At 43.1% G+C, this 24,828-nt stretch carries 18 protein-coding genes; 8 read left to right on the top strand and 10 right to left on the bottom strand.

The features are described 5' to 3' along the window. Window positions 1-70: 70 nt before the first annotated feature. The gene (locus tag RMY31_RS02260) at window positions 71-1,054 is read right to left on the bottom strand and encodes an alpha/beta hydrolase (RefSeq protein ID WP_322658947.1); all 984 of its coding nucleotides are present in this window, start codon (window positions 1,052-1,054) and stop codon (window positions 71-73) included. A 41-nt stretch (window positions 1,055-1,095) separates the two neighbouring features. On the opposite strand from RMY31_RS02260, the gene RMY31_RS02255 reads away from it, so the two are divergent. The 3 genes from RMY31_RS02255 (at window position 1,096) to RMY31_RS02245 (ending at window position 4,080) form a co-directional block, all read left to right on the top strand. Then, window positions 1,096-1,281, top strand: coding sequence for a hypothetical protein (locus RMY31_RS02255; RefSeq protein WP_322658948.1), 186 nt, complete (start codon window positions 1,096-1,098; stop codon window positions 1,279-1,281). 173 nt (window positions 1,282-1,454) lie between these two features. Then, a complete protein-coding gene (locus tag RMY31_RS02250) occupies window positions 1,455-1,973 on the top strand; it encodes a hypothetical protein (RefSeq protein WP_322658949.1) in 519 nt (172 codons plus the stop codon). 382 nt (window positions 1,974-2,355) lie between these two features. Beyond that, a complete protein-coding gene (locus RMY31_RS02245) occupies window positions 2,356-4,080 on the top strand; it encodes an ABC transporter ATP-binding protein (RefSeq protein ID WP_322658977.1) in 1,725 nt (574 codons plus the stop codon). 21 nt (window positions 4,081-4,101) lie between these two features. On the opposite strand, the gene RMY31_RS02240 is transcribed toward RMY31_RS02245, so the two are convergent. The 6 genes from RMY31_RS02240 to RMY31_RS02215 all read right to left on the bottom strand — a co-directional run bounded on the left by RMY31_RS02240 (window position 4,102) and on the right by RMY31_RS02215 (window position 12,932). Continuing rightward, on the bottom strand, window positions 4,102-4,854 hold the full coding sequence (locus RMY31_RS02240) for a peptidylprolyl isomerase (RefSeq protein ID WP_322658950.1): 753 nt from the start codon (window positions 4,852-4,854) through the stop codon (window positions 4,102-4,104). Window positions 4,855-5,097: 243 nt separating this feature from the next. Then, complete coding sequence (locus tag RMY31_RS02235) at window positions 5,098-9,507, bottom strand: ELWxxDGT repeat protein (RefSeq protein ID WP_322658951.1); 4,410 nt, start codon at window positions 9,505-9,507, stop codon at window positions 5,098-5,100. Between the two features lie 134 nt (window positions 9,508-9,641). Then, a complete protein-coding gene (locus RMY31_RS02230) occupies window positions 9,642-9,794 on the bottom strand; it encodes a hypothetical protein (protein WP_322658952.1) in 153 nt (50 codons plus the stop codon). Between the two features lie 104 nt (window positions 9,795-9,898). Then, window positions 9,899-10,537, bottom strand: coding sequence for a PEP-CTERM sorting domain-containing protein (locus RMY31_RS02225; protein WP_322658953.1), 639 nt, complete (start codon window positions 10,535-10,537; stop codon window positions 9,899-9,901). Window positions 10,538-11,290: 753 nt separating this feature from the next. Then, window positions 11,291-11,728, bottom strand: coding sequence for a molybdopterin-binding protein (locus RMY31_RS02220; protein ID WP_322658954.1), 438 nt, complete (start codon window positions 11,726-11,728; stop codon window positions 11,291-11,293). 274 nt (window positions 11,729-12,002) lie between these two features. Continuing rightward, window positions 12,003-12,932, bottom strand: coding sequence for a DMT family transporter (locus RMY31_RS02215; RefSeq protein ID WP_322658978.1), 930 nt, complete (start codon window positions 12,930-12,932; stop codon window positions 12,003-12,005). Between the two features lie 229 nt (window positions 12,933-13,161). Between RMY31_RS02215 and RMY31_RS02210 the strand changes: the two genes are divergently transcribed. After that, window positions 13,162-13,512 carry a hypothetical protein gene (locus tag RMY31_RS02210; protein ID WP_322658955.1) on the top strand — a complete coding sequence of 117 codons (351 nt, stop codon included), beginning with the start codon at window positions 13,162-13,164 and terminating at the stop codon, window positions 13,510-13,512. Between the two features lie 485 nt (window positions 13,513-13,997). Next, window positions 13,998-16,757 carry an NHLP bacteriocin export ABC transporter permease/ATPase subunit gene (locus RMY31_RS02205; protein ID WP_322658956.1) on the top strand — a complete coding sequence of 920 codons (2,760 nt, stop codon included), beginning with the start codon at window positions 13,998-14,000 and terminating at the stop codon, window positions 16,755-16,757. Between the two features lie 50 nt (window positions 16,758-16,807). On the opposite strand, the gene tsaB is transcribed toward RMY31_RS02205, so the two are convergent. Further along, complete coding sequence (gene tsaB, locus RMY31_RS02200) at window positions 16,808-17,464, bottom strand: tRNA (adenosine(37)-N6)-threonylcarbamoyltransferase complex dimerization subunit type 1 TsaB (RefSeq protein WP_322658957.1); 657 nt, start codon at window positions 17,462-17,464, stop codon at window positions 16,808-16,810. 137 nt (window positions 17,465-17,601) lie between these two features. Further along, window positions 17,602-17,850 (bottom strand): Ycf34 family protein, encoded by a 249-nt coding sequence (locus RMY31_RS02195; protein ID WP_198125284.1) that lies wholly within the window; start codon window positions 17,848-17,850, stop codon window positions 17,602-17,604. Between the two features lie 86 nt (window positions 17,851-17,936). Between RMY31_RS02195 and RMY31_RS02190 the strand changes: the two genes are divergently transcribed. The 3 genes from RMY31_RS02190 to RMY31_RS02180 all read left to right on the top strand — a co-directional run bounded on the left by RMY31_RS02190 (window position 17,937) and on the right by RMY31_RS02180 (window position 22,772). After that, complete coding sequence (locus tag RMY31_RS02190; protein WP_322658958.1) at window positions 17,937-19,208, top strand: CCA tRNA nucleotidyltransferase; 1,272 nt, start codon at window positions 17,937-17,939, stop codon at window positions 19,206-19,208. A gap of 530 nt (window positions 19,209-19,738) precedes the next feature. Further along, on the top strand, window positions 19,739-21,961 hold the full coding sequence (locus RMY31_RS02185; RefSeq protein WP_322658959.1) for an FdhF/YdeP family oxidoreductase: 2,223 nt from the start codon (window positions 19,739-19,741) through the stop codon (window positions 21,959-21,961). A gap of 22 nt (window positions 21,962-21,983) precedes the next feature. Continuing rightward, window positions 21,984-22,772 (top strand): ADP-ribosylglycohydrolase family protein, encoded by a 789-nt coding sequence (locus tag RMY31_RS02180; protein ID WP_322658960.1) that lies wholly within the window; start codon window positions 21,984-21,986, stop codon window positions 22,770-22,772. Between the two features lie 124 nt (window positions 22,773-22,896). On the opposite strand, the gene RMY31_RS02175 is transcribed toward RMY31_RS02180, so the two are convergent. Beyond that, window positions 22,897-24,708, bottom strand: coding sequence for an ABC transporter ATP-binding protein (locus tag RMY31_RS02175; RefSeq protein ID WP_322658961.1), 1,812 nt, complete (start codon window positions 24,706-24,708; stop codon window positions 22,897-22,899). Between the last annotated feature and the right edge of the window lie 120 nt (window positions 24,709-24,828).

Genomic DNA, 24,828 nt, shown 5'->3' with positions numbered 1-24,828 from the left:
TTAGCGCAGCGAAGCGCGAGTCCTCTCCCAAGGGGAGAAGATATCTCTAAAATTTCAAGTCACATAAACGTTACTTTGCAAAAATATCTCGGAGCATCATGGTTGCCTGGGCGATCGCAGCTCGTGTTGCAGGAGTATCGGCGATCGCATTCAACATTACGAAATCATGAATCGTGCCAAGATAGCGTGTTGCTGTGACTGTAACGCCTGCTTCCATAAGCTTGCGAGCGTATGCCTCGCCTTCGTCGCGCAGTACGTCAAACTCGTCGGTAACGATCAGTGCAGGCGGTAAACCTCGCAGCTGCTCGATTGATGCTTGCAACGGAGAAGCGGTTGGTTCTGCCCGTACTGATTCATCCGGCGCATATTGGTTCCAAAACCACTTCATCGCTTCTCGCGTCAGCCAGATACCTTCTGCAAATTGCGTGTAGGACTGAGTATCAAAATTTGCATCTGTGACTGGATAAAACAGCACTTGAAAGGCGATCGCTGGAGTTTGCCGTTCCTTCGCCAGTAGGGTAACTGCCGCCGCTACGTTGCCACCCACACTATCTCCGGCAACCACAAGGTGCGAACTATCGACGTTAATTGCTGTGCTATTTTCAGCAACCCATTTGGTAGCTGCATATCCCTGTTCAATTGCAACTGGATAACGAGCCTCTGGTGAAGGTGTGTAGTTAACGAAAACAACTGCCGCCTCTGTACCATTAGCAATTTCACGAATCAGGCGATCGTGCGTATCTTTGTCGCCCAGTACCCAACCGCCGCCGTGGAAATACACCACAACTGGAAGGGTATCTGTGTTGCCTTGAGGGCGAACAATGCGGATTGAAATCTCATCATTTGAACTACCTGGAATCACTCGGTCTTCAATATCTACAGGCAGCTTATCTACTACTACACCCGCTTGTGCGCCACGCAGAACGTTTCGGGCATCTTCAGGTGACAGCGTATAGATTGGCGGCCCTCCCTGAGCAGCGAGGGCTTGCAAAAAGTTCTGGGTATTTTGTTCAATGCCTAAAATGGGGGCGGCATCTGTACTTGATGAACTCATAATTATCTCCTTGTACTTAGTGAATTGTTGCAGAGAATGTAATGGCAGGAAACAGTCTATCCTTCAGCATTAGTCACGGCTGTTTGGCTGATGGTCATAAAATACTCCAACCCCCAAAACTACTTGACATCACGGAAATTAAACTCGATTTGGAAACCCTATTAATGACAATGCAAAAAATTAGCCCTATCTCTTCATTCTCTTTTTTTGGCGAAGGTATTGTATAACGGTCGGATTGAATCCAAGCAATCACAAAGGTGTAGAGTATTATTTTTGTTTGCGATCGCGTCAAGGGCTTAATAATTTATCATTATCTGTGACCATTAGGTCAAACTTGATTCTTAAACTCAAGAAAGAAAACCCTACCCTACGGGAACTTACGGTTTAGTATTTTATTCCCATGATTTCTAATATCAATCTTTACCTGTTCTTAGAAAACCTGATTTTTTTCTTGCTTGCTACATCTTTTTTAGTTGTAGTGGGTTGGGCATGGAGACATGCGAAGCCATTCAGTCTACCAGAACCGCTTCCAGGGTGGTTTAAAATCTGGTTTGGTACGGTGCAAGTGCTGGGAGTATTACTGCCACTACCGATAATGGTTTTGTCGGGTGTATGGGGCTACACTTCTGTGCTAATTGTACTTGGCTGGTACTTTGTGATGTTAGCGTTGCAGATTCTTTCGGAGATTATAACGCTAAGGCAGTTTCACAACGTAGTGTGGGTGATGGTTCCTTATTTGTACCTTCCTTATCGCCTCTGGCAGTTGTATGAGGGGTTGACACTCTTGGGTTCCGCAAGCGAACTGCTATGGATACGCTATTTGTTGGTTCTGGAAATTGTCTTGTGGACTGGTAACTACGCTTTAGATTTATCACAACTACCAAGGCTATTTCGCTGGGAAGTAAGAGAAACTAATTAAATTGGGACTGGGTATTAGAAGCTGGGTACTAGAGACTGGGGATAAGGGAGTGTTGTAGAGGGAAGTTTAGCCTTTGAGGTTGGAGTTTGCACCTTTGAAGTCGAAGTTTGCGGCTTTGAACTTGAAGCTTGAGGTTCTGAGGCTGAAACTTGAGTCTTTGAAGCTGAAACTTGCACCTTTGAGGCTGAAACTTGCGCCTTTGAGGCTGAAACTTGCGCCTTTGAGCCTGAAACTTGCGCCTTTGAGCCTGAAGCTTCAAGTTTTAACTCTCCTCTACTACACTCCCTCATCCCCAGTCCCCAATCCCCAATATATATGTAGAGAAACTACGCAAAAGCTGATAGCGTCAAACAAAGGAAAATATTTTTGTGGACATTACAGCTTGAAAACCCGTTCTAATTACTGGCAACTGCTACCTTATATTCGACCCCAGTGGTCAAACATCGCTAAGGGATGTGTTGGCATCTTGGGATATGTGCTAGCGACGTTAACCTTGATTAATCTCGCGGGTAAATTGGCAACTCCCTTCGGACAAGGTAATGTAGTAGCGATCGCTCAACTGGCTGGAATTTTAGCTTTGGTGTTTCTTGTGCGCGGCTTTTTTCAGTCTGTACAAGATATTTATATGGCGAAAGCTGCTTTGAGAGTTGCTTTTAATCTCCGCAAGCAGGTATACACCCACCTCCAAAAGCTGGATTTAAGCTATTTTGAAACGGCAAAGGCAGGTGATTTATCTTACCGTCTCACAGAAGATGTTGACCGGGTTGGGGAAGTGGTAAATAAAGTATTTCACGACTTTATCCCCTGCGTTTTGCAGCTGGTAGCAATTCCCATCTACATGATTTACCTGAATTGGCAACTGACACTAGCCACGGTCATTGTTGCACCACTCATGGGGATTTTAATTGGCTGGTTTGGCGAACGGTTACGCAAGTATTCCCTTAAAAGTCAAAATCGCGTGTCTGGTTTATCGGCAATCCTCACGGAAGTTTTCAGCGGTATCCGTCTTGTACAAGCTTTTGCTGCGGAAATTTATGAAATTGCTCGGTTTAGCTATGAGGCAGAACGTAGTTTTCAAGCGAAATACTCAGCAGAAAGGCTAAAAGCAATTCAAATTCCGATAGTGGGATTTTTGGAAGCCTTGAGTGCGTTATCGTTACTCATGGTGGGAGCCTGGCAAATTGCTCAACGCAATATGACAGTGGGAGAGTTTTTCAGCTACCTGGCCGCCGCCGGATTGTTAATTGACCCCATTGGTCACACTACTAACAATTACAACGAGTTTAAGCAGGGTGAAGCATCAGTTGACCGAGTTTTTGAATTGATGGCAATTCAACCAACTGTCATAGAAAAGCCCAACGCGATCGCCTTACCGCAAGTCTTGGGCAAAGTAGAATATCATCATGTATCCTTTGCCTACAAACCGGGTGAACCCGTTTTAAAAGATATCAGTTTGTCGGCATTACCAGGTGAAGCGATCGCTCTTGTGGGTGCATCTGGTGCTGGTAAAACCACATTTGTAAATCTTTTGCCCCGCTTCTATGATGCGGCATCTGGTCAAATCTTAGTTGATGGCGTGGATATTCGGGATGTCACCCTTCATAGTCTGCGGCGACAAATTGGGATTGTTCCTCAAGAAACTATCATGTTTTCTGGAACTATTGCCCAAAATATCGCTTTTGGACAAGATAATTTTGATATGCAAGCAGTTGCAGCAGCGGCGAAAATTGCTAACGCCCACCAGTTTATTACCCAACTTCCCGAAGGATATCAGACTTGGGTAGGTGAGCGGGGAGTCAATTTATCGGGTGGACAACGCCAAAGAATTGCGATCGCTCGTGCTGTTCTACTTAACCCGCAAATCTTGATTTTGGATGAGGCGACATCTGCATTAGATTCTGAGTCAGAAACACTAGTACAAGAAGCACTGGAAAGACTGATGCAGAACCGAACAGTATTTATTATTGCCCATCGTTTAAGTACAGTGCGCCGATGCGATCGCATTTTAGTACTGGAACAGGGACAAGTTGTCGAATCGGGAACACATGAGGAATTATTAACACTTGAGCGTCGCTATGCACGGTTTTATGCTCAGCAGTTTAGTTAGTTGGGGACTGAGGACTATCTATTAACTTGCAACTTGGTTTATGTCCGATTCAGTTGGCAAAGGCGCGATTTGCTTTCTTTGTTCCTGTAGCCAAGTTTCAAATAGTTCATTCATCAGGCGCACTTTCATAGGTTCGTCTAGTTGTGCGGGGATAAATTTCTCCAATCGCAAAATCACAAACCACTCAGCGATACGAGTCGGGGGTAAAACTTGATTTGGTTGACTGCTAGAAAGCAGTTGCACCATTGCTGGATGCAGTGAATTCAATTCAATTGGCCCGACTAACCCACCTGTTTGGGCTTCTGGCCCTTGGGAATATTCCCGTGCGACATCTGCGAAAGACTGTTCTTTTGCCTGAATGCGGAAGTAAAGTTCTTGAGCAATGCCTATATCTTGGGTTCGCAACAGTGAATAAATCACTTTGTCGAGTTTTGCCTTGGACTGAAAAAAATAGGATTCCAGTTTGTTACCCCAAGTAGCTTGCTTGAATTTTTCCAGTTTTAACTTACGAAGAGTCAGAGTTTCTAATTGACTGGCACTCAGACCATGATATGCCATCCATGCTTGAATGTCGGCTTCTTGTGTCAACTGTTTTTCGGTGTAAAACTGCTTTTGAGCGTAGGCTACTTCTTCTGGGGTACACTCTATTGGTGCGATCGCTTCGTCAATAATTAACTCCCGCAGCAATTGCGGCAGCATTTGGTAACTGGCTAATAAAGGAATCAGTTCACTAGCGTTGATTGTCCGGTTGCCGATTTGGAGTACTTCAGTCATTATCTCTTAGGCAGGGTATCTGCTTGGTTTTGCGCTCTTTGCTGGCAGATGCTAAGTTAGTAGCCTGCAAACAGCTATGGAACAACTTGTTATAGCCTTAGAATTTTAATTTTAAAAATATACACTTTATGTGAAATTTTAACGCAGATTATACTTAGTTAGCCCAAAGCTAAAAATAGGTAAAAAATGCCTTAAGGCGAGTCACAAGAAATCGCCTCAAGCAAATAGCATCAGCGAACAAACTTAGAACACAAAGTTATTGGTGTTATCCATCTGTTGTGGAGTCACGTTGTCTAACTGAATGAATGGTCTGAAGACAGCATTACCAAATGTGCCATCACGGTCAATTTGCACAATAGTACTATTAGCAGTACTACCTTGTACCAGTCGCACATAACCATCGGATATAGCATCGCTGCCGTTGTAACCACTAGCCACAAGGCTATCAAGCAGCCGGGTCAGTACAATTTTGTCTTCACCAACAGTAAAATCAGTGATGCGATGACCAACTTCGCGAATGCTGGTGTAAACAAACTCATCATTACCCGCACCGCCCGTAATTGTTTTGCTACCAGTACCGCACATGATGCGATCGCTGCCATCAGTACCAGTTAAGGGGTCACGGCTGCCATTACCATTGATTACATTGAATTGGTCAATAATTGTGACACTTACAGGAACTTGATATGTATCTATGCTATAGTCATCCCCTGTATCAAGGGTGAGAGTCACAGTCTCACTGCCCTCAGCTAACCCATCATCCACTGGGCTAATAGTGATATCAACAAAAGATTGACCTGCGACAATGCCAGCAATACCCGTAAGTTGAGTGTAGTCACTACCATTATTTGCACTCCCGCTAATAGTGTATTTAACAGCTAGAGCAGTATCTATATTGCCAGTGCGGCTGATACGGAAGGTGGCTGGGTAATTGCCAGCTTCAACGGCGTTGCGATCGGTGGCGGTAATGCTAACTGTAGGAACGACTGGGGTTGGGTTTGCGTTCAATGCCCACAACTCAAAACTGTGGATGCCATCGTCAGCATTAAAATAGAGGGTGTCATTGACAAGGGTCAGGTCGGAGGGGGCAGAACTACCGATGCCTGGGTTAATATCTTGAACCAGGACAGTACCTTCTGTAGTACCATCACTCCTCCACAATTCAATACCGTGGGTGCCGTCATTAGCCGTGAAATAGAGAGTGCCGTTAACATCAATCAGCTCATTGCTATAAGAGATAGCAAACTTGTCAGGAGGGATGTAATAATTAGTGGAACTACCAGAACCTGGGTTGATATCTTTGACCAGGATGGTACCAGCAGTTGTACCATCACTTTTCCACAACTCTGTACCGTTGATGCCGTTATCAGCAAAGAAATAGAGAGTATCGTTGACTTGAATCAGGTTAGTGGTGTTATCGTCGTCATAATAAATAGCAGAGCTTGGGTTAATGTCTTTGACTACGACAGTACCTGCTTCTGTACCATCGCTTTTCCACAATTCTTTACCGTAAGCAGCGTCGTCAACAATGAAATAAAGGGTGTCATTGAAGTTGGTAAAGTTGGAGAAAGCAGAAATGTTTGAATTAGGTTTTGGGTTAATGTCTTTGACTCTGACAGTACCCGCTTCTGTACCATCGCTTTTCCATAACTGATAGCCGTTGATATCGCCAACAATGAAAAACAGAGTGCCGTCAACGTTTGTCAGATTCTCGAAAGATAAATCACTATTGAAGTCCTTAACTAAGACAGTGCCTTCTTCCGTGCCATCACTTTTCCACAACTGTTGTTCGTTGTTACCATCGTTAGCAACGAAATAGAGAGTGCCGTTGACATTGGTCAGGTTGTAAGGACTGATGTCTTTTTTAACTAGGACAGTACCAGCAGCAGTACCATCGCTTTTCCACAACCCTCCACCGTCGGTGCTGTCGTAAGCGTTGAAGTAAAGAATATCGTTAACTTTGGCCTGACTGAAGTCAGAGCGAATAAAAAGATAACCACCAGACACTGGGATAGCAAAGGTTCCGTCTGCTGTACCATCGCTCTGCCACAATTGATCAGAAATGTAGACACCATCGTCACCTATAACGTTAGCTGCAAAATAGAGAACGCCGTTAATGTTGTTCAGCAAACCAGAGCCGTCGTAATCTCCAAAGCTACTAGCAGCTCCTGGGCTAATATTTTTGACTAATACAGTACCAGCATTAGTACCATTACTCTTCCACAATTCTCTACCGTTAGTGCCGTCATTAGCAGTGAAAAACAGGATACCGCCGACATTGGTCAGACCGGAGGGTCGAGGGCCAAATCCATCAGAAAGAGAACTACCATTACCAGGCAGAATATCCTTCACTAGGTATGGTTGACCTACTACTGCGGTGCTAGCATCATCAGCAACGATCGCACTAGCGGCAACGTAAGATGTATCTACAGCATAGTCAGGCTGGGCAAATAGAGTCAGAGTCACTGTTTCGCTGCCTTCCCTGTAAATATCATCTTTTGGGATAACGGTAAGGTCTACAAATGATTCACCAGCAGCAATGGTGACAGTCTCGGTAAGTTGGTTGTAATCGCTAACATTGTTAGCAGTGCCGCTAATAGTATATTTGACAGTTAACGCAGTACTGGTATCGCCAGTGCGGCTGATACGGAAGATAGCTGGGTTACTACCAGCTTCAGCAGCGTTAGCATCGATGGCGGTAATGCTGATAATCGGGCTGACTACAGGAGGGATAATGTCCAATGCCCACAACTCTTTACCTTTGATGCCGTTATCGGCACTGAAGTAAAGTTTGCCGTTGACGTAAGTCAAGTTATCAGGACTGGAACTACCAGACCCAGGATTGATGTCTTCGACTAGGACAGTGCCAGCAGTAGTGCCATCGCTTTTCCACAACTCTAAACCGTGGGTACCGTCATCAGCAGCAAAATAGAGGATACCATCGACGTTGAAAAAGTCGGAAATATTGCTGCCATTGTTACTACTACCAGTTCCTGGGTTGATGTCTTTGACCAGGACAGTACCAGCAGTGGTGCCATCGCTTTTCCACAACTCAAGACCGTGGATGCCGTCGTCAGCAAAGAAATAGAGAATGCCGTTGATGTTGGTCAGGGTCGAAGCTGAATTATAACTGTTGTCATAATTAGAACTACTGGAACCTGAGTTGATATCTTTAACTAGCACTGTGCCAGCATTAGTACCATCGCTTTTCCACAATTCTCTACCGTTAGTGCCATCGTCAGCAAAGAAATAGAGAGTGCCGTTGACGTAGGTGTAATAGCCAGGATTGGAACTATTCATAAATCCTGGATTGATGTCTTTAACCTGGACAGTACCCGCTTGTGTGCCATCGCTTTTCCACAATTCAATATCGCCATACTCATAAGCGTAACCACTACCAGCATTAAAATATACTGTGTCGTTAGCATTTATGAGTTGGGAATACCAGAATGACCCAGACTCAACATAGCTTGGTATGTTTTTGACTAGCAGGACTGTACCTTCTTCTGTACCATCGGTCTTCCACAATTCAGACGGGCCTCCATCGAGGTAGACAACTACTCTCAAATAGAAGATGCCGCTGGAGTTTACTGGGGATGCGATCAAAGTCAAACCAGGATCAGTGCCAAAACCACCATCAGGGTTGAGATCTTTGACTAAGACTGTGCCTGCTTCTGTGCCATTGCTTTTCCACAATCGTATGTTGAATTTGTCGAAACTAACATTGAAATAAAGGGTGTCGTTGACATTTGTCAGTAAGTTAAGAGAGGGTGAGTCGGAATAATAGTAGCCGAAACGCTCAACTTGCACAGTACCAACAGTAGTACCATCGCTTTTCCATAACCCATAGCCGAGACCATCATCGGCAGCAAAATAGAGAGTGCCGTTGACGTTGGTCAAATCATAGTGACCATTGTAGTAATTAGCGCCAGTATAAATGTCCTTGACTAAAACAGTGCCAGTGGCGGTGCCATCGCTTTTCCACAACTCTCTACCATAGATGCCGTCGTCAGCAATGAAATAGAGAGTACCGTTGACATTTATGGCTTCCGTGAGAGAGGAACTATTAGACCCTGGTTTAATGTCTTTGACTAGGTAGGGTTTAGCCAACACTGAACCATAGGCTGACAAAGTTGCCAACTCAAAAGCAAGGACAGCACTAGTATCTTTGGATGTTACTTCTAATTCCCAGTTTCCCCCCAGTGTCGCACTACCAGTGCAGTCATCAGATGCCAACACTGTAGCGCCAGTTAGTTCACTCAGACGTTGCACAAATGCTTTGCCTGACCCGGTTTGAGCAACATTGCAACCATACAGCAGCACCTGAGCATCTACGCTCAAAGCTTCAGCCCACTTTATTAGTTGACCAGCATAGCTGTTAAGGTTGTGTTGCCCCAGTTCTGTCTTGCCCAAGTACACCCGTCCCGGTGCGCCATGAGACACAATATGTAGGGTGTTGACTCCAAAGCGTCGAGCCAGCAATGCACTAATTTGTTCTACCCCATCACGGTCAGCGTCCAAGATGATGACTTCTGTATCTATTAGTACACCTGCTACTAAGCTTTGATAATCCTCGACTGTGGTATCGATAAAGACGATGCGATTTTGAGGAATTTTCGCCGTCAGCAATTGTGATTGGTGAGTATTTTCCATAAGTTGATTTTTTAGTATGGTGATTTTAATACTTTGTTGGTGTCAGTGTAAGTGTGCTGCGGAGCTGGTAAAATCTATCTGTAGGAAGATGGAAGCTATAAAGATTTATTGAGGCGATCGCCTTCATCGCCAAATTAAACACATGTTAAAAAATACCAGAGGCGATATCTCTGACAAGCACCTGTGCGTCTACGTACTTGCTGATTGGCGATCGCGTAGACGCGCAGTGTTAAACCAGCCCAGTCTTGAGGGTCTCCTTCATGAGTGACTGGCGCACCCGGAGACATCACCTCATGCTGGTAATATTCAGTACTGTGGTCGAGAATTCAAACTTGCATGTGCGAACTTTGATAATTTTGAATTCACATCCCACTCATTGGTAATTCCACCTTTAAGCACCACCAGATGCCGAATTTTTTCGACCAAAACGCCGTCGCATACTGACACCAAAACCTAGCGCTGTCAAAGAACCCAGAATAGTAATCGGTTCGGGAACTGCGTCTAACTTTGCATTACTTACTATCAATTTTGAAGCACCAATCGTATCGTCTACATCGACAACGCCAATGCCGACATTGTAAGTGCCCGCAGAGGTAAAGGAATAGGTAAAAGGAGTGCTTGCAGTCAACGCAATGACTGAATTGTTAATCGTTACAAAAGCACTATCAGCATCGTTAGTCAAGAAAGAATAATCGAAGCGCAAAACATCTCCAACTTTGATATCTGTGAAAGTTTGCTTGATTGCAGAACCTTGGGTAGCACCAAAGATTGAGGTTGCGGGGTCTAAGCTACCAGGAGTAAGACTAAGGAAATCTTCTAGGGAACCCGCACCACCACCAGTAGGTACTGTATAAAAAGAGCCTGAGTTGAGCGTAGCCTGAGTTGATGAGATAGGGTTGACATCACCAATTGTCTGCCAAGAATTTAAATTAAGGCTAAAACCGTAGCTTGGGCTAGTTAGCGCTAAACTGCCCAGACTCAATAAGCTAGCTGTACCTGCGGTGAGAACGGAATTTTTTATGGTAATCATGAGATTTTATATTGTTTAGGAGTGAGCTAAATCAAGAAAAAACACAGTTAAAAGTCTCCCCAAGCGCAGGCGCGGTTAGGAGAAATCTAGAATGTGAAGTTATGAACGTTGTTCAACACTTGCGGGGTAACGTTATCTAACTCAATGAAGGGTCTAAAAATTGCAGACCCAATTGCACCATCGCAGTCAGTACTCCAGATTTGGATTTCTATATCAGGTAAAATACCTGATACCAGGCTTTGGTAGTCTTATACTATGGGGTCGATAACTACAAGCTGACTATTTACTAATGCATAATATCCAAGTATTTAAGTTAAATTAATGACACTAAAAAAACAAGTGAAAAGATTTTATGTAGAAAAGTTTTATACCAGCTTTACAAATATGAAGGAATAGTGAAGAAGTTTGTACTGTTTTCCGCTCGGTATTCAGTGTATATATTTACGTAGGCATCGCGTGAAAATGAAAAATATCCAAATTAAAAGAGTCAGGAGCCAGAATGCATAGTTCTCCTGACTCTTAACTTCAGAGCCTATCGTACGCAGTCAAGAACCGCTATAGTTTAAGGAAAATACGATACGGAAATTGTCTATTCTATAAATTGAGATGAGTAAACTCAATTTGTTGCTGTTACTTATGGATGCAAAAGTCACATTTATGTTTTTGTGATGTACGACCACTAACACTCACAACAATTTAGTACAAACTTGTGACAAAGTAACAAAAAAGCACTTAGATTAAATCAACTCATCTTTATTCCCTTGCTATGACGATATCATTAGATTTGATCACTGCATAAGCTTCTGTTCCCTCAGAAAGTTGTAACTCCTCTGCTGACATTCTGGTGATAATCGAGGTTAACTCAACTCTGTGAACAACCTCTATTGTCACCTCACTATTTACAGAGCCGGTGACAACTCGTTTAACAATTCCCTTGAGAATATTGCGTGAGCTAACTTTTAGTGGTTTCTTTGGACTAGTAGTTTCTAACTCAGGAATAGAAGCATTTTCTTTTTCCACCTGCATGGTTGGTGACGATGCAGGTGCTGTGTGCTGCTTGTTGAGGCCACGCACTAATTCCCGCAGAATTTCAGTCTTAGTTCGCTGAGATTGCTGGCAGAACTCCTCTAGAAGTTTTCGCTCCTCTTCTGATGTTTGAAATGTAATCCATCCTTGTTCTTTTCTTGGCATAATGTTACCAATTTGGTTGGTACATATTTAGATTAACGCTTGGTATAATCCTACCAAGCGTCAATCCTTTGAAGAAGAATTTATTTAAGTACGATTTTTCTTTGAAAAGACGACAAATTTTTGGCTTGTTTGGCACAGTAATTGCTAGTTGGTTTTTAGCAATTAGCTCACCATTAATTACACCTCTGTTATAGTATCTTTTCGGTTGGTCAATTTGATAAATTCTTTGCTGTTATCATAAAACACATCGCCAACTATCGCTCTCCCATAACAACTACTTGAAGTAAAACAATAATCCAATGCCTGCGATCGCTATTATTACACCTGCGATCGCTCTCCAACTTACTTTTTCACCCATGTAGATAGCAATAGGAATCACAAACAGAGGGCTAGTCTGTATCAGTGTTGAAGCAATTCCCACAGGCGTGAGTTTAATTGCTGTCTGTTGTAGCCAAATTCCTAAGTAGGTTCCACAAAAAGCAGCAAAGCAACTCGCTAGAATTACTCGTTGCGATCGCCAGTAGGGATAGGATAATGTCCGATCCCTATGTTGTGAAAACGATACCAACACTAAAATAACTAAGACGGCTGCACTCAAACGCAACAAAGCAGCCCATAACGGTGAAATATTGGCAGTCGTAAATGCTACACGAGAGATAACTGTTCCAGCGGCGTTTGTGATTGCTGCTAATAAACCATAGCTGATTCCTCGCCATAGGTGCGTTGTGGAACTATCGCTTGTACTGGGAACTCTTTCTGTAACTACCCAAGCGACTCCTAGAATAGTCAGCAAAATGCCGCACCAAGCACTGACATTTAGCTGTTCCTGAAGCAGGATCGTAGCTGCGATCGCAGTCATCGGAGGGGCAAGGGTTCCTATGAGTAAAACGCGACGTGCCCCCAGATAATTAATCGCAGCCAGGAAAGCTGTATCACCCAAGCCAATGCCCACAGCACCACTGAGCAAGAGTAAAGACAAAGGCAGAGGTGCAAGGTTTGGAAAGAATTCGCCACTGAGCGAGATTGTGAACAAAAGCAAAGCGATAGCAACTATTCCTTTAATCAAATTTAGATGTAGCGGTGGAATACGCTGCCCCACAATACCATAAACTACCGAAGCCACAGCCCACAAACAGGCAGCAGATAAAGCCGCTACTTCACCTTTACCATCTGTAAGTGCAAAACTTAAAAAATTATTAAAAATAAACTACGCCCCTGAATTAATGCTTGAAACTTTTTAATAATACATCAATATAATTGAATAAAAATTAGCACTCAAGGCTAGTAAGTGCTAATTTTTGAACAAAGTTTAATTCCTATGACATAGGTGGGAATTATACTTTTATCAGATGACATGTGGATGTTTTTTCAGACATAATTTTTCTAAAAATATAAGTTTTCTGTACAACTAATTACCATTTGGGAGGACTGAGATGAAATATACTTTTGACATTGTAGGGGTGTCTCCAATTTGGCATTTTTTTAATAATCAACAGCAAAACATCCAAAAACCATATAACCAAGGTGTAGAGTATTTAGGAACACAGAAATGTACTCTGGATGCATTGATAGAAACTGTAGAACCAGTACCAGTTAAGTGGGGTTGGAATTCTGAGCAAGTGATAGATACCGTAGTTCAATTTTGGTTAAATAATGCAGAAACTACTCGCTATTGGAAAGCACGTTTAAATGATGCTGGTCAAGAGAATATACTAGTGGCAAGGGTGGCAGATATTGCGGCGTTACAAGCTGAATTTGAAACGCTATTAGGTAAGAACTGGTAAGTAGGCGATCGCAATTCACCTGGATGATGGCAATTACCAATTAAGTAGAAAGCAAAAGGTAAAAGCTACTCAGCAAGCTGATTTTACTGGTTGGCATTTTACGTTTAATTATGTCTACCTACTTAAATCTTGATGATATAGCGATCGCCAGTTGCTCTACTTGGGGAGCCACCCCCGTGGGCGGGTCTCCCGACTTGTAGACGCTTTGCGGCTTCCCGCAGGGTGGGGAGTGGCGTGAAACCCCAAGACCGCACTGGACTCACTGCGCTGCTTCACCAACTTGAAATCTGCTGTATATACAAGTCTGGCAAGTCAATCTTACATTCAGCCGGGATACAATAGTTTTTCTATATCTTTTTCCACCTGTCGAACTCACATTGATTTTCCCTCAAGTGAATCCTTTTCCCAAACCACACTCTCTTCAGGCAAACGAAACATTATTATTGAATGACCCACAAATAATGTGGGTAGTCCAATCTGGAAAAATGGCGGTATTTGCAACTAGAGTCAACAATCATTCACCTGAGGAAAATCGTCGTTATCTATTTCATATCAGCGCAGGCGGGGCGTTGTTTAGTGCATCTGGACAATGGGGATTTGTAGCGATCGCAATTGAACCCTCACAATTATGCCAGATATCAATAACTGATTTGGTGAAAGGAATAGCAAAAGCTGACCCTCAAGCAATAGAATTTTTAGAAGGTTGGGCGTACCACTTAGGTCAATCATTTAGTACCCAGCCAATAGGCTTGGCAACGCCATTAAACCTTGTGGAAGTAAACAAGCGTGATTTTTCCTTATCGGCTGGTGAAGCATTAGTCTTGTCACCAAAAACACTTGCTTGGGTGAAGTTGCAGCAAGGTAATACTCGCTGGCAGGGAATTGCGGAACTCACGCTGAATGCCGCCTCACCAGCGTTTTTGCTTACCAGTGGAATGTGGCTGGAGGCAGAAAATGCGGTTGTGGGACAGATTTTATCAACGACAGATTTAGTAAATTACGAGGAAATACTTACAGGCATAGCAAATTTACATACTTACTGCTGTTACTATTTCAGTTTGTTAGCGAACCAAGAAGCAGAGGCAGAACTGCGTCGATTTCAAGAACGAGAGCAACTTAACCAGCAAATAGTAGAGGGGGCACTCTCCGAGTTGGCGGCAGTCTTGCAACCACAGCCAGAGACGGTATTCTTTCCCGAAGGGCCGCCTCTGTTGGTGGCGCTAGGAGCAATCGGACGGACACTAGGTATAAAAATTCGTCCCCCAGCAGAAAATTTAAGTACCGTTCCTGACCCAGTAGAAGCGATCGCTCGCTCGTCGCAAATTCGTATTAGGCGTATCACTTTGACAACCAACTGGTGGCATCAAGACCAAGGGCCGTTGTTAGCTTACACACAATTAGAACGACCAGTGGCTTTGTTGCCCGACGACCGGGGTTATATCGTCTTTGACCCAATAGCGCGGACTCGCACACCTGTAAATCAGTCAGTGGCAAAAACACTGAAACAGTCGGCTTACATTCTGTATCTTCCGTTACCACCAAGTGTAAATAACGCCTTTGACCTGCTACGGTTTGGAGTCAAGGGTTATGAAAAAGACATTGCCAGTATTTTGGTGGTGGGAATAATCGGCACGGTATTGGGAATGGTCGCACCGCAAGCAACGGCAATTTTAATTAATCATGCCATTCCTGATAGCGATCGCATCTTATTGTGGCAGATAGGATTAATTCTGTTTGCAGTAGCTTTTGGGCAGCTAGCCTTTCAAATCGCCCAAAACATTATTACTTTACGAGTCGAAAGTGCGACTAACAGTACATTGCAGCCAGCCATTTGGGATCGGCTGCTGAGATTAAGTCCGGGTTTTTTTCGGCAGTATACTTCTGGAGATTTGGTTAATCGCGTGCTGGCTGTGAAGCAAATCCATCAAAAACTCAGCGATGCCACCCAAAGGACTTTGTTGAGTGGTGTCTTTGCCTTATTCAACTTAGTACTGATGTTTGTTTACAGTTGGCAACTAGCTTTTGTGGGGGTGGGTTTAGCAATCTTTGCTGCTGTGGTTGGGGCTGTTTCTAGCTTCCTATTAGTGAAGAAATCGCAAAAACAGCAAGAATTAGATGGTGCAATCCATGGACTTACCATCCAACTAATCAACGGTATCGCCAAGCTGCGGGTGGCAATGGCAGAAGAGAGGGCATTTGCAGCTTGGGCAAAAAAGTACAGCCAACAGATCCGATTGAAGGCAAGTTGGCAGCAGATTAAAGATGGGATTTCTATATTTAACGAAGCACTGCCTTTGGTAAGTTCTGTGCTGCTATTTGGCTTTGCCATGCTGTTGTTGGATACACGCCTCACCCTAGGCACATTTGTCGCTTTTAACTATGCTTTGGCGATTTTTATCAAGGGAGTGACTGACCTGAGCAATACCGTAACTGATATTTGGAGTATTGTACCAGTCTGGGAAAGGGCAGAGCCGATTTGGCGATCGCAGCCAGAATTTGATTCCACCAAAGCCAACTCCGGTCAATTAACTGGTCGCATTGCTTTGGATCGTGTCAGCTTTCGTTACTCTGAGCATGGAACATTAACTTTGAATGATGTCAGCCTCCATGCACAACCAGGGGAATTTATCGCCATTGTTGGCCCATCCGGGAGTGGGAAATCAACGATATTTCGCTTGTTGTTGGGATTTGAAACTCCATTGACAGGTAGCGTCTACTATGATGGCAAAGACTTGGCAGGGTTGGATCTCCAAAGTGTCCGCAGACAGTTGGGCGTAGTACTGCAAAATGGCAAAATTGGGTCAGGCTCGATTTTAGACAACATTACTGTCAAAGCTTTGGTATCGCTAGAAGCAGCTTGGGAAGCAGCACGCATGGCAGGGTTGGCTGATGATATCGAGCAAATGCCCATGGGTATGCACACTGTGATTAGTGAGGGAGGTACTAATCTTTCAGGTGGACAACGGCAGCGATTATTGATTGCGCGATCGCTAGTCTCAAAGCCGAAAATTATCCTCATGGATGAGGCTACTAGTGCCCTAGATAACCGTACCCAAGCGATCGTCACTGAAAGTTTAGCTAAGTTAAACGCTACCCGTATAGTAATTGCCCATCGCCTCAGCACAATTCGCCATGCTGACCGCATTTATGTTATTGACGCTGGTCGTGTAGTGCAGGTAGGTACTTTCTCGGAACTGATTGTGCAAGAAGGGTTATTTGCCCGCTTGGTAGCCCAACAGTTATAACAACTTGGAATAATATAGTATTTTTATCTTCCCAAAGTGACAGAAGATGGTTAAACTTCTACTGGATGTTGTCCATAGTATGGCAAAGCTTCTGACCAATTAGGACGCTGACCTTGTTGCCATTCTACATAAGCCAGTTCTAAGACACTTGTCACTGTTGCTGCTAAACCTGATTTTGCTTCAATTAGCTGATAATCAGTATTCCAATTAGCTAAAGTTTCCTGCCATGCTGCTGGTGTCAATACAGTATCCGGTAATAAGGCTGTGATTCCAGAACTATCTGGCGTAAGCTGATAAATCGCAGCAAAAACTTTACCTCTTTGGGCTGGCATTTCCACAGCAATAGCTTGTCCTTTTTTACTTTTGCTTTCTTCCATCCAAGCTACTGCTGCCAAAGTAGAAATAGCAAATACAGGAATAGCTAACTGCTGTCCTAAAGTGCGGGCAATAACTACACCAATGCGAGTCCCAGTAAACCCACCAGGCCCTTTTGCTACTGCAATAAACGCCAAATCTTCCCAAGTTTGTGGTTGGATGAAGTCAACTAAATATTGATGTACATAACTAGATAAATCACGACCTAAATTCCAAACATCAGAACGAGTTTCACCAGCAAAATTACTAATCGCTAAACCCAACTCTGGAGTAGTTGTGTGTAGTGACAAAGTGTATTTTTTGGCTGTGAGATATTCGAGTTCAGTTATCAACGTTAGTTAAAATATTTGTCTTTCTAAAGTTTACGCAATCTATTTAACCATATAATAGCTATCTGAGAATCACAAAAATAATTTACGACTACTACATCCAACGGCAGTAGTCGCCCTGAAGATACACCCATAATCTATCAAGTCGGTACTAATTCACCGGGACGTAACTTCGACCACTTACCCATTTCCTGCTTAAAACTCAGACAGCCAACAACATCCCATTCCATTTCAATCACATCCTCTTTAGTACGGATGTTAACATTAATCGAAGGTTCATTTGGATCAAAATTGGGGGTTTCAGTCAAGTGGGGCTGTTGGTGCTGTGTTTCTACGGCATGATAGGTTACACAGCGGTCTACATAGTGGCAGTTCACGCAAATACACATAATAGAACCAACTCCAGGAACCTTTATTGTTAATCTAGCTTAAGCCCAACCTTTATTCATTAGCTACTAGGTTGATTTTTATTACAATGCATGGCTCAGTTCCTTCTACTTTAGCTCCCGAAAATTGGCCTTTTAGGTTGGAATGGTTGCCACAACCAGCTTATATGGTAGGTGGCGCGGTGCGAGATGCTATCCTTGGCAGAACTCGCGAATATTTGGATCTAGATTTTGTGATACCATCCGATGCAGTCAAGGTAGCAAGAGCGATCGCTCGGCATTACAAAGCTGGTTTTGTACTGCTCGATCCCGAACGAAAAATTGCTCGTGTAGTATTTCCCCACGCCACAGCTGACTTTGCTCAACAAGAAGGAGATAGCCTAGAAACTGACTTGCACAGACGAGATTTTACAGTAAATGCGATCGCTTACAATCCTCACACCCAAGAATTTATCGATCCTCTACAAGGCTATGCAGATATAGAACAGCGTCTGTTGCGAATGGTATCACTAGCTAACCTTGAAGACGACCCTTTACGGTTAATGCGAGCCTATCGCCAAGCAGCTCAACTTGGTTTTACCATTGAGCCAGTCACCCAAACAGCAATTCGTTCTTTAGCATCACACATAACTAAAGTAGCAGCAGAACGAGTGCGGGTAGAAATTGGCTATTTGCTAGCAAGTCCTCAAGGCACTCTTTGGATGGTAAGTGCTGGAAAAGATGGTTTAATTGCACCTTTCTTCAAAAATGCTACAATCGAAAGCTTCAAAAAACTGGCCGCGGTTGACATAGCAGTCACCTTACTTACAGAAAATTGGCCGCAACTAGGGGTGGAATTAGAACAATATGTACGTGATACAGTCAAAATTACTTGGTTAGGTATTGCCAAACTTGCTTGTCTTGTTCACCCAAATCCAGAAGTGGCAGAAACAGAACTACAAGAACTCACTTATAGCCGTGCAGAAATTCGTGCTGTCACCACTGCCCTGAGACTGTTCCCGCAGCTAAAATTAGCCAATATGTCTTTGCGAGAACAGTATTTTTTGTTCCAAGAAGCGGGTATTGTATTTGGGGCTATAGTAATGTTAGCCTTGGTAGATGATACTCTGGTAGAGGCGATGTCTGGCAACAAGTCGCTACGCGTCTACGCACCTTTGATACGCCGCTACCTGAACCCTGATGATCTGGTCGCTCATCCCACTCAACTAGTAAGTGGTAAAGAACTAATGATAGCATTGAATATTCCGGCTTCGCCACTAGTGGGTGAGCTACTGACAGAGATTGCAGTAGCACAGGCTGAGGGTAAAATCTCGACACCAGCCGAGGCTACAGAGTTTGCACGTCAGCTAGTTGAGGGTTAAAATCATCATCACCAACAGCCAACATTTTTACAGTAAAGGTATCTCTAAATCTTTACAAATTTTGACAACTAGAATCTCACTCAAAACTTGCTCCCCTGACCCTCTGCGGTCTTTATGATAAGTCTTTAGCCGGATGCGATATGACACAGGCTGTTTCCACGACTTGACCGTGTGAGACTGAAACAATACATAACATACTTTCATAATTTGGTAAGTACATCGCAAGGGTTGGGATTGCTTCGCTTCTCTTCTTTTGTCGCAGACGTTGCGCGTAGCTTGCTTAAGAGCAGGGGTACGAAACGCGAACCTCGCAATGACTGTAAATATTTTTGTTCATCTACTTATATACGCTGATTCACTAACGTCGTATTAGACTATAAACAAGAATGATGATCTGAGTGAGTTTATGTCAAGGAGGTATAGGATAGTTCAATAGGAAATCTGCGATTCAAACAGACTATTTGAACTAAAGACACCGTTTTAAATTAAATATTATTTTTATCATTAACAATTAAATTCTGCGCCTCATTATGTTGCCTAAACCCAAGAAACATTGGACACCCCAGCATTGGGCAAGTTGGAAGCCCTTTGGTATTGGCGAACAGTACCCGAATAACTATTGGGAAGTCTTTCGGGCAATCTGGTTGTCCCGCGACCAGCTGCCCTATGCATGGAACATCCTGAATCAAGGTGTCTGTGATGGTTGCGCTTTAGGAACAACCGGAATGAAAGATTGGACGCTAGATGGCATTCATCTCTGCAATGTTCGGCTGCGGTTGTTGCGGATGAATACCATGCCAGCTTTCGATCCTGTCTTACTGGAAGATGTCTGTGAGTTGCAAAAGCAAAAAAGTGCCCAATTACGCGACTTGGGAAGGCTTCCCTATCCAATGATTCGTCAAAGAGGGGAAAAAGGCTTTCGTCGTGTTAGCTGGGATGAAGCTCTAGAGGTTATTGCTACTCGCATCCGCGCTACTACACCAGACCGCCTGAGTTTCTACATTACTAGTCGGGGCACCGTTAACGAAACTTACTATGCCACTCAAAAAGCTGTGCGGGCAATGAAATGTAACAATATTGATAATGCTGCCCGGATCTGTCATTCTCCTAGTACAGCGGGGCTGAAAGCTGCTCTTGGTGCAGGGGCTACCACCTGTTCTTATAAAGACTGGATTGGTACTGATTTATTAGTCTTCATTGGCTCTAACGTTGCCAACAATCAGCCTGTCACCGTCAAATATCTCCACTACGCTAAGAAAGCTGGCACAAAGATTGTGGTAATTAATACTTACCGCGAACCCGGTATGGAACGATATTGGGTGCCCTCAATTGTCGAAAGTGCCCTTTTTGGTACTAAGTTTGCGGAAGACTTTTTCTTAGTAAATGCTGGCGGGGACATAGCATTTTTAAATGGCACAATTAAAAATCTAATTGCTTACGGCTGGGTAGACCAGTCATTCATCGATCGCTACACTATTGGTTTTGAGGAACTCAAAGCTTCTTTAGAAAACCAATCTTGGGAAGAACTAGAACGACTTTCTGGTGCTTCTCGTTATGATATGTATGCCTTTGCCAAAATGGTTGCAGAAGCCAACAAAGCTGTATTTGTCTGGAGTATGGGAATTACCCAGCATGAGTGTGGCGAAGATAATGTCCGAAGTATCATTAATCTAGCCCTCACTAAAGGTTTTGTCGGTCGGGAAGGCTGCGGTTTAATGCCAATTCGCGGTCACTCTGGAGTACAAGGTGGTGCAGAAATGGGATGCTATGCGACAGTATTTCCTGGTGGCAAACCCATTAACTCAGATAATGCTGCCCAGTTGAGCGAACTTTGGGGCTTTGAAGTACCTGCAAGTAAGGGTTTAATCGCACCAGAAATGATTGATGCGGCACATCAAGGACAGTTAGATGTATTGTTCTCTGTGGGAGGAAATTTCCTAGAAGTACTGCCAGAACCAGATTATGTAGAAGATGCTTTAAAAAATATACCGTTACGCGTACATATAGATATTGTCCTTTCCAGCCAGATGTTGGTGGAACCTGCGGAAACAGTGGTGTTGTTACCTGCCACTACTCGCTATGAAATACCAGGAGGGGTGACAGAAACTAATACCGAACGTCGGGTGATTTTTAGTCCCGAAATTCCAGGCTTACGCATTGGAGAGGCGCGTCCAGAGTGGGAAGTGTTTTTGGAGTTGGCAAGGCGGGTGCGACCAGATTTGGCAGACAAGTTAGCTTTTGCTAATACAGCCGCTATGCGCCAAGAAATTGCCCAAGTCGTTCCTCAGTATGCTGGCATTCAACACTTGCAGCAAGCAGGAGATCAGTTTCAGTATGGCGGGGCACATTTGTGTTTTGGCTGGAACTTCCCGACACCTGACGGTAAAGCACACTTTGGAGCATTGTTACCACCCAAGAAAGAATTACCAGAGGGCTGTTTTTTAGTGGCAACGCGTCGAGGCAAGCAGTTTAATAGTATGGTGCAGGAACGCAAGGACGCAATTACTGGGGCAGTACGTGAGGCGGTACTTATGAATGCGTCTGATGCAGCAAAGTTAGGCTTAAAAGATGGTGATGCGGTAATTCTCAAGAATGGGTTGGGAGAGTATAAGGGGCAAGTATATATTGCACCTATTCAATCAGGCAACTTGCAAGTACATTGGCCAGAAGGAAATATACTACTTGATAAAACTAAGCGATCGCTTGAAGGTGTCCCAGACTATAACGCAGTAGTACGCCTGGAAAAACAATAAATATTACACTCACAAGATAGATATGCTAGGTGCGATCGCAGGTGACATAATTGGTTCGGTATATGAGGGAAAAAGTCTAAAAACAAAGGATTTTCCACTGTTTAGCAGACAATCTCGCTTCACTGATGACACAGTGTTGACGGTTGCAGTAGCAGATGTCATTCTCAACGCTGGGAAATTCCTCCATAGTAGTAGATACATCGATCAATTTAAGTGGTACTACCGTCGCTATCTCTATGCTGGTTACGGGCGTAACTTTAGAGAATGGGCAAAATCTAGCAGTAACGAACCATACAATAGTTTTGGTAACGGTGCAGCTATGCGAGTCAGTCCCATTGGATTTGCCTTCAATGACCTAGATACTGTGTTACGAGAAGCTCAGCGAAGTGCGGAAGGTACTCATAACCATCCTGAAGGCATAAAGGGCGCTCAAGCAATAGCAGCAGTCATCTTTCTGGCGCGTACAGGTGAAGATAAAATTGGGATTAAGTCCTATATTCAGACCACCTTTGGTTATGATTTGGGACAAACTCTCAACCAAATCCGACCTACCTATCAATACGATTCTACCTGTCAAGGTTCTGTGCCCCAGGCAATTATCGCCTTTCTCGAATCTACGAATTTTGAAGATGCTATCCGCAATGCAGTATCACTTGGTGGTGACAGTGACACCATTGCCTGTATGACAGGTGCTATTGCCCAAGCATATTATGGTGGTGTACCAAAAGCGATCGCCGAACAAACCCTATCTCATCTAAATGAACATTTATGCACTATTACCGAAAAGTTCATGTTTCAGTACTGTGCATAAACCATGCCCAGAAAAGTGAATTTATACATCTGCAAATTCTACAGAAATTGGCTATTGAACCAGAGAGTCTATACAAATTGATGCTGCGTAGAAATCAAAATCATGCAGCTTAAAAGCACATTACTTATTTTACCCCCGATTGCACCCGCCACAAATTAGCATAAATCCCGTTTTTATTCAACAATTCCTCATGAGTACCCGACTCAATCAACTCCCCATATTCCATCACATAGATGCAATCAGCATTACGAATAGTGGAAAGACGATGGGCGATCGCTATTGTCGTCCTATTTATAGTAATCCGTTCTAAAGAACGCTGAATAGCAGCTTCAGTTTCATTATCTACTGCTGATGTAGCTTCATCTAAAACTAATATAGGCGGGTTTTTTAAAACAGCCCTGGCGATCGCAATTCTTTGTCGTTGTCCACCAGATAATTTTTGACCCCGTTCTCCGACTATCGTCTCATAACTTTGAGGGAGTCGCACAATAAAATCATGAGCTTCGGCAATTTTGGCAGCTTTAATTATTTGTTCATCGTTAGCATCAAAAGTACCGTAGGCAATATTTTCAGCAACAGTACCATGAAATAAGAAGACATCCTGACTTACCAAGCCGATGCTGCGACGCAAATCACGTAAATTTAATTTTTGGATATCAATACCATCAATAGTGATAGTTCCAGAAGAAATATCATAAAATCGCAATAGTAATTTAACTAAAGTGCTTTTTCCAGAACCTGTAGAACCAACGATTGCAATAGTTTTACCTTGAGGAATATGTAAGGATAGTTTTTTAATCACTGGTTCTCGATTTTGATAAGCAAAAGTGACTTGCTTGAAGTCAATTTCACCACGTACACGAGTAATATGTAAAGAGATATCTCCCCGAATAATGTTAATAGGAGTATCTAACAAATTCATAACACGATTGGCAGAAGCCATTGACCTTTGATATTTGTCAAATATTTCCCCTAAGTTGACTAAGGGCCACAATAATCTCTGTACTAAAACGAGTAAAACGCTGTAATTCCCAATAGATATTGTACCAGCATATGTTGCTATTCCTCCCCAAAATAGTAAGGCTGTGAACCCTACTAAAACTAGCATTCTAATTAAGGGAATAAAGGCAGCCGAAAGTTTAATTGCTTTGGTATTACTTTTTCTATATGCTTCGCTTTCTCCTGCCAATCTAGCACTTTCATATTCTTCAGCAGTAAAACTCTTAATTGTGTTAATTCCACTAAGATTATTTGCTAGTCGTGAGTTCAGAAAACTTACCTTTTCCCGTACATCAGCATAACGAGCTTCTAGACGCTTTTGATAAGTAAAAGAACCCCAAACAATAAATGGCATTGGCAACATTACTGCTAGGGTAATGAAGGGAGGTAAAATCCAGAAAGCGCCACCAGTTAAAATGATGATTGAGGTGCTAATCTGGATAATGTCATTGGCTCCGAAATTCAAAAAGTCTTCTAACTGGTTGATATCATCATTCAAAATTGACATCAAGCCACCGGTGCTGCTTTCTTCAAAGTAAGCTGAATCTAATTCTTGTACGTGATTGTAAGTATCCAAGCGTAAATTATGCTGAATATTTTGGGCTAAATTACGCCAAAGTCGATCGTAAGCGTACTGAGAAAGTGATTCAAAAATCCAAATAATCACAGTTAAAAATGAAAGCAACAAAAATTGCGAAAATATATTTTTAATTCCCAACTTTCCAATTATGGAATCTTGCTGCTTGACGAGAATATCTACCGCAGTACCTATCAACCAAGGTGGTGCTAAGTCTAAGATTGTATTAATGATTGAAAATGATGTTGCTTGCCAAATATGTTGGCGATATCGACTTCCATATTTGAGCAAGCGTTGTAAAGGATGGACTGAATTCCTAGGTTTTTGAGATACTTGAGGAGATTTTGATTTTACTGTCACGACTTTATTATTGCTTGTAGTTACGTGATTTAGGCTGTAGCGATTGCCGCTTTTTAGCCAACACAAGTGTATTCAGAAAAATTCGGTTTATGCGAAAATAATGTCAATTTATAAATATTT

The sequence above is a fragment of the Dendronalium sp. ChiSLP03b genome (assembly GCF_034531165.2).
In the GTDB taxonomy this organism is placed as follows: domain Bacteria; phylum Cyanobacteriota; class Cyanobacteriia; order Cyanobacteriales; family Nostocaceae; genus Dendronalium; species Dendronalium minutum.
The sequence above is the reverse complement of the archived record's forward strand: the minus strand, read 5'-3'. Positions and strand labels throughout refer to the sequence as shown.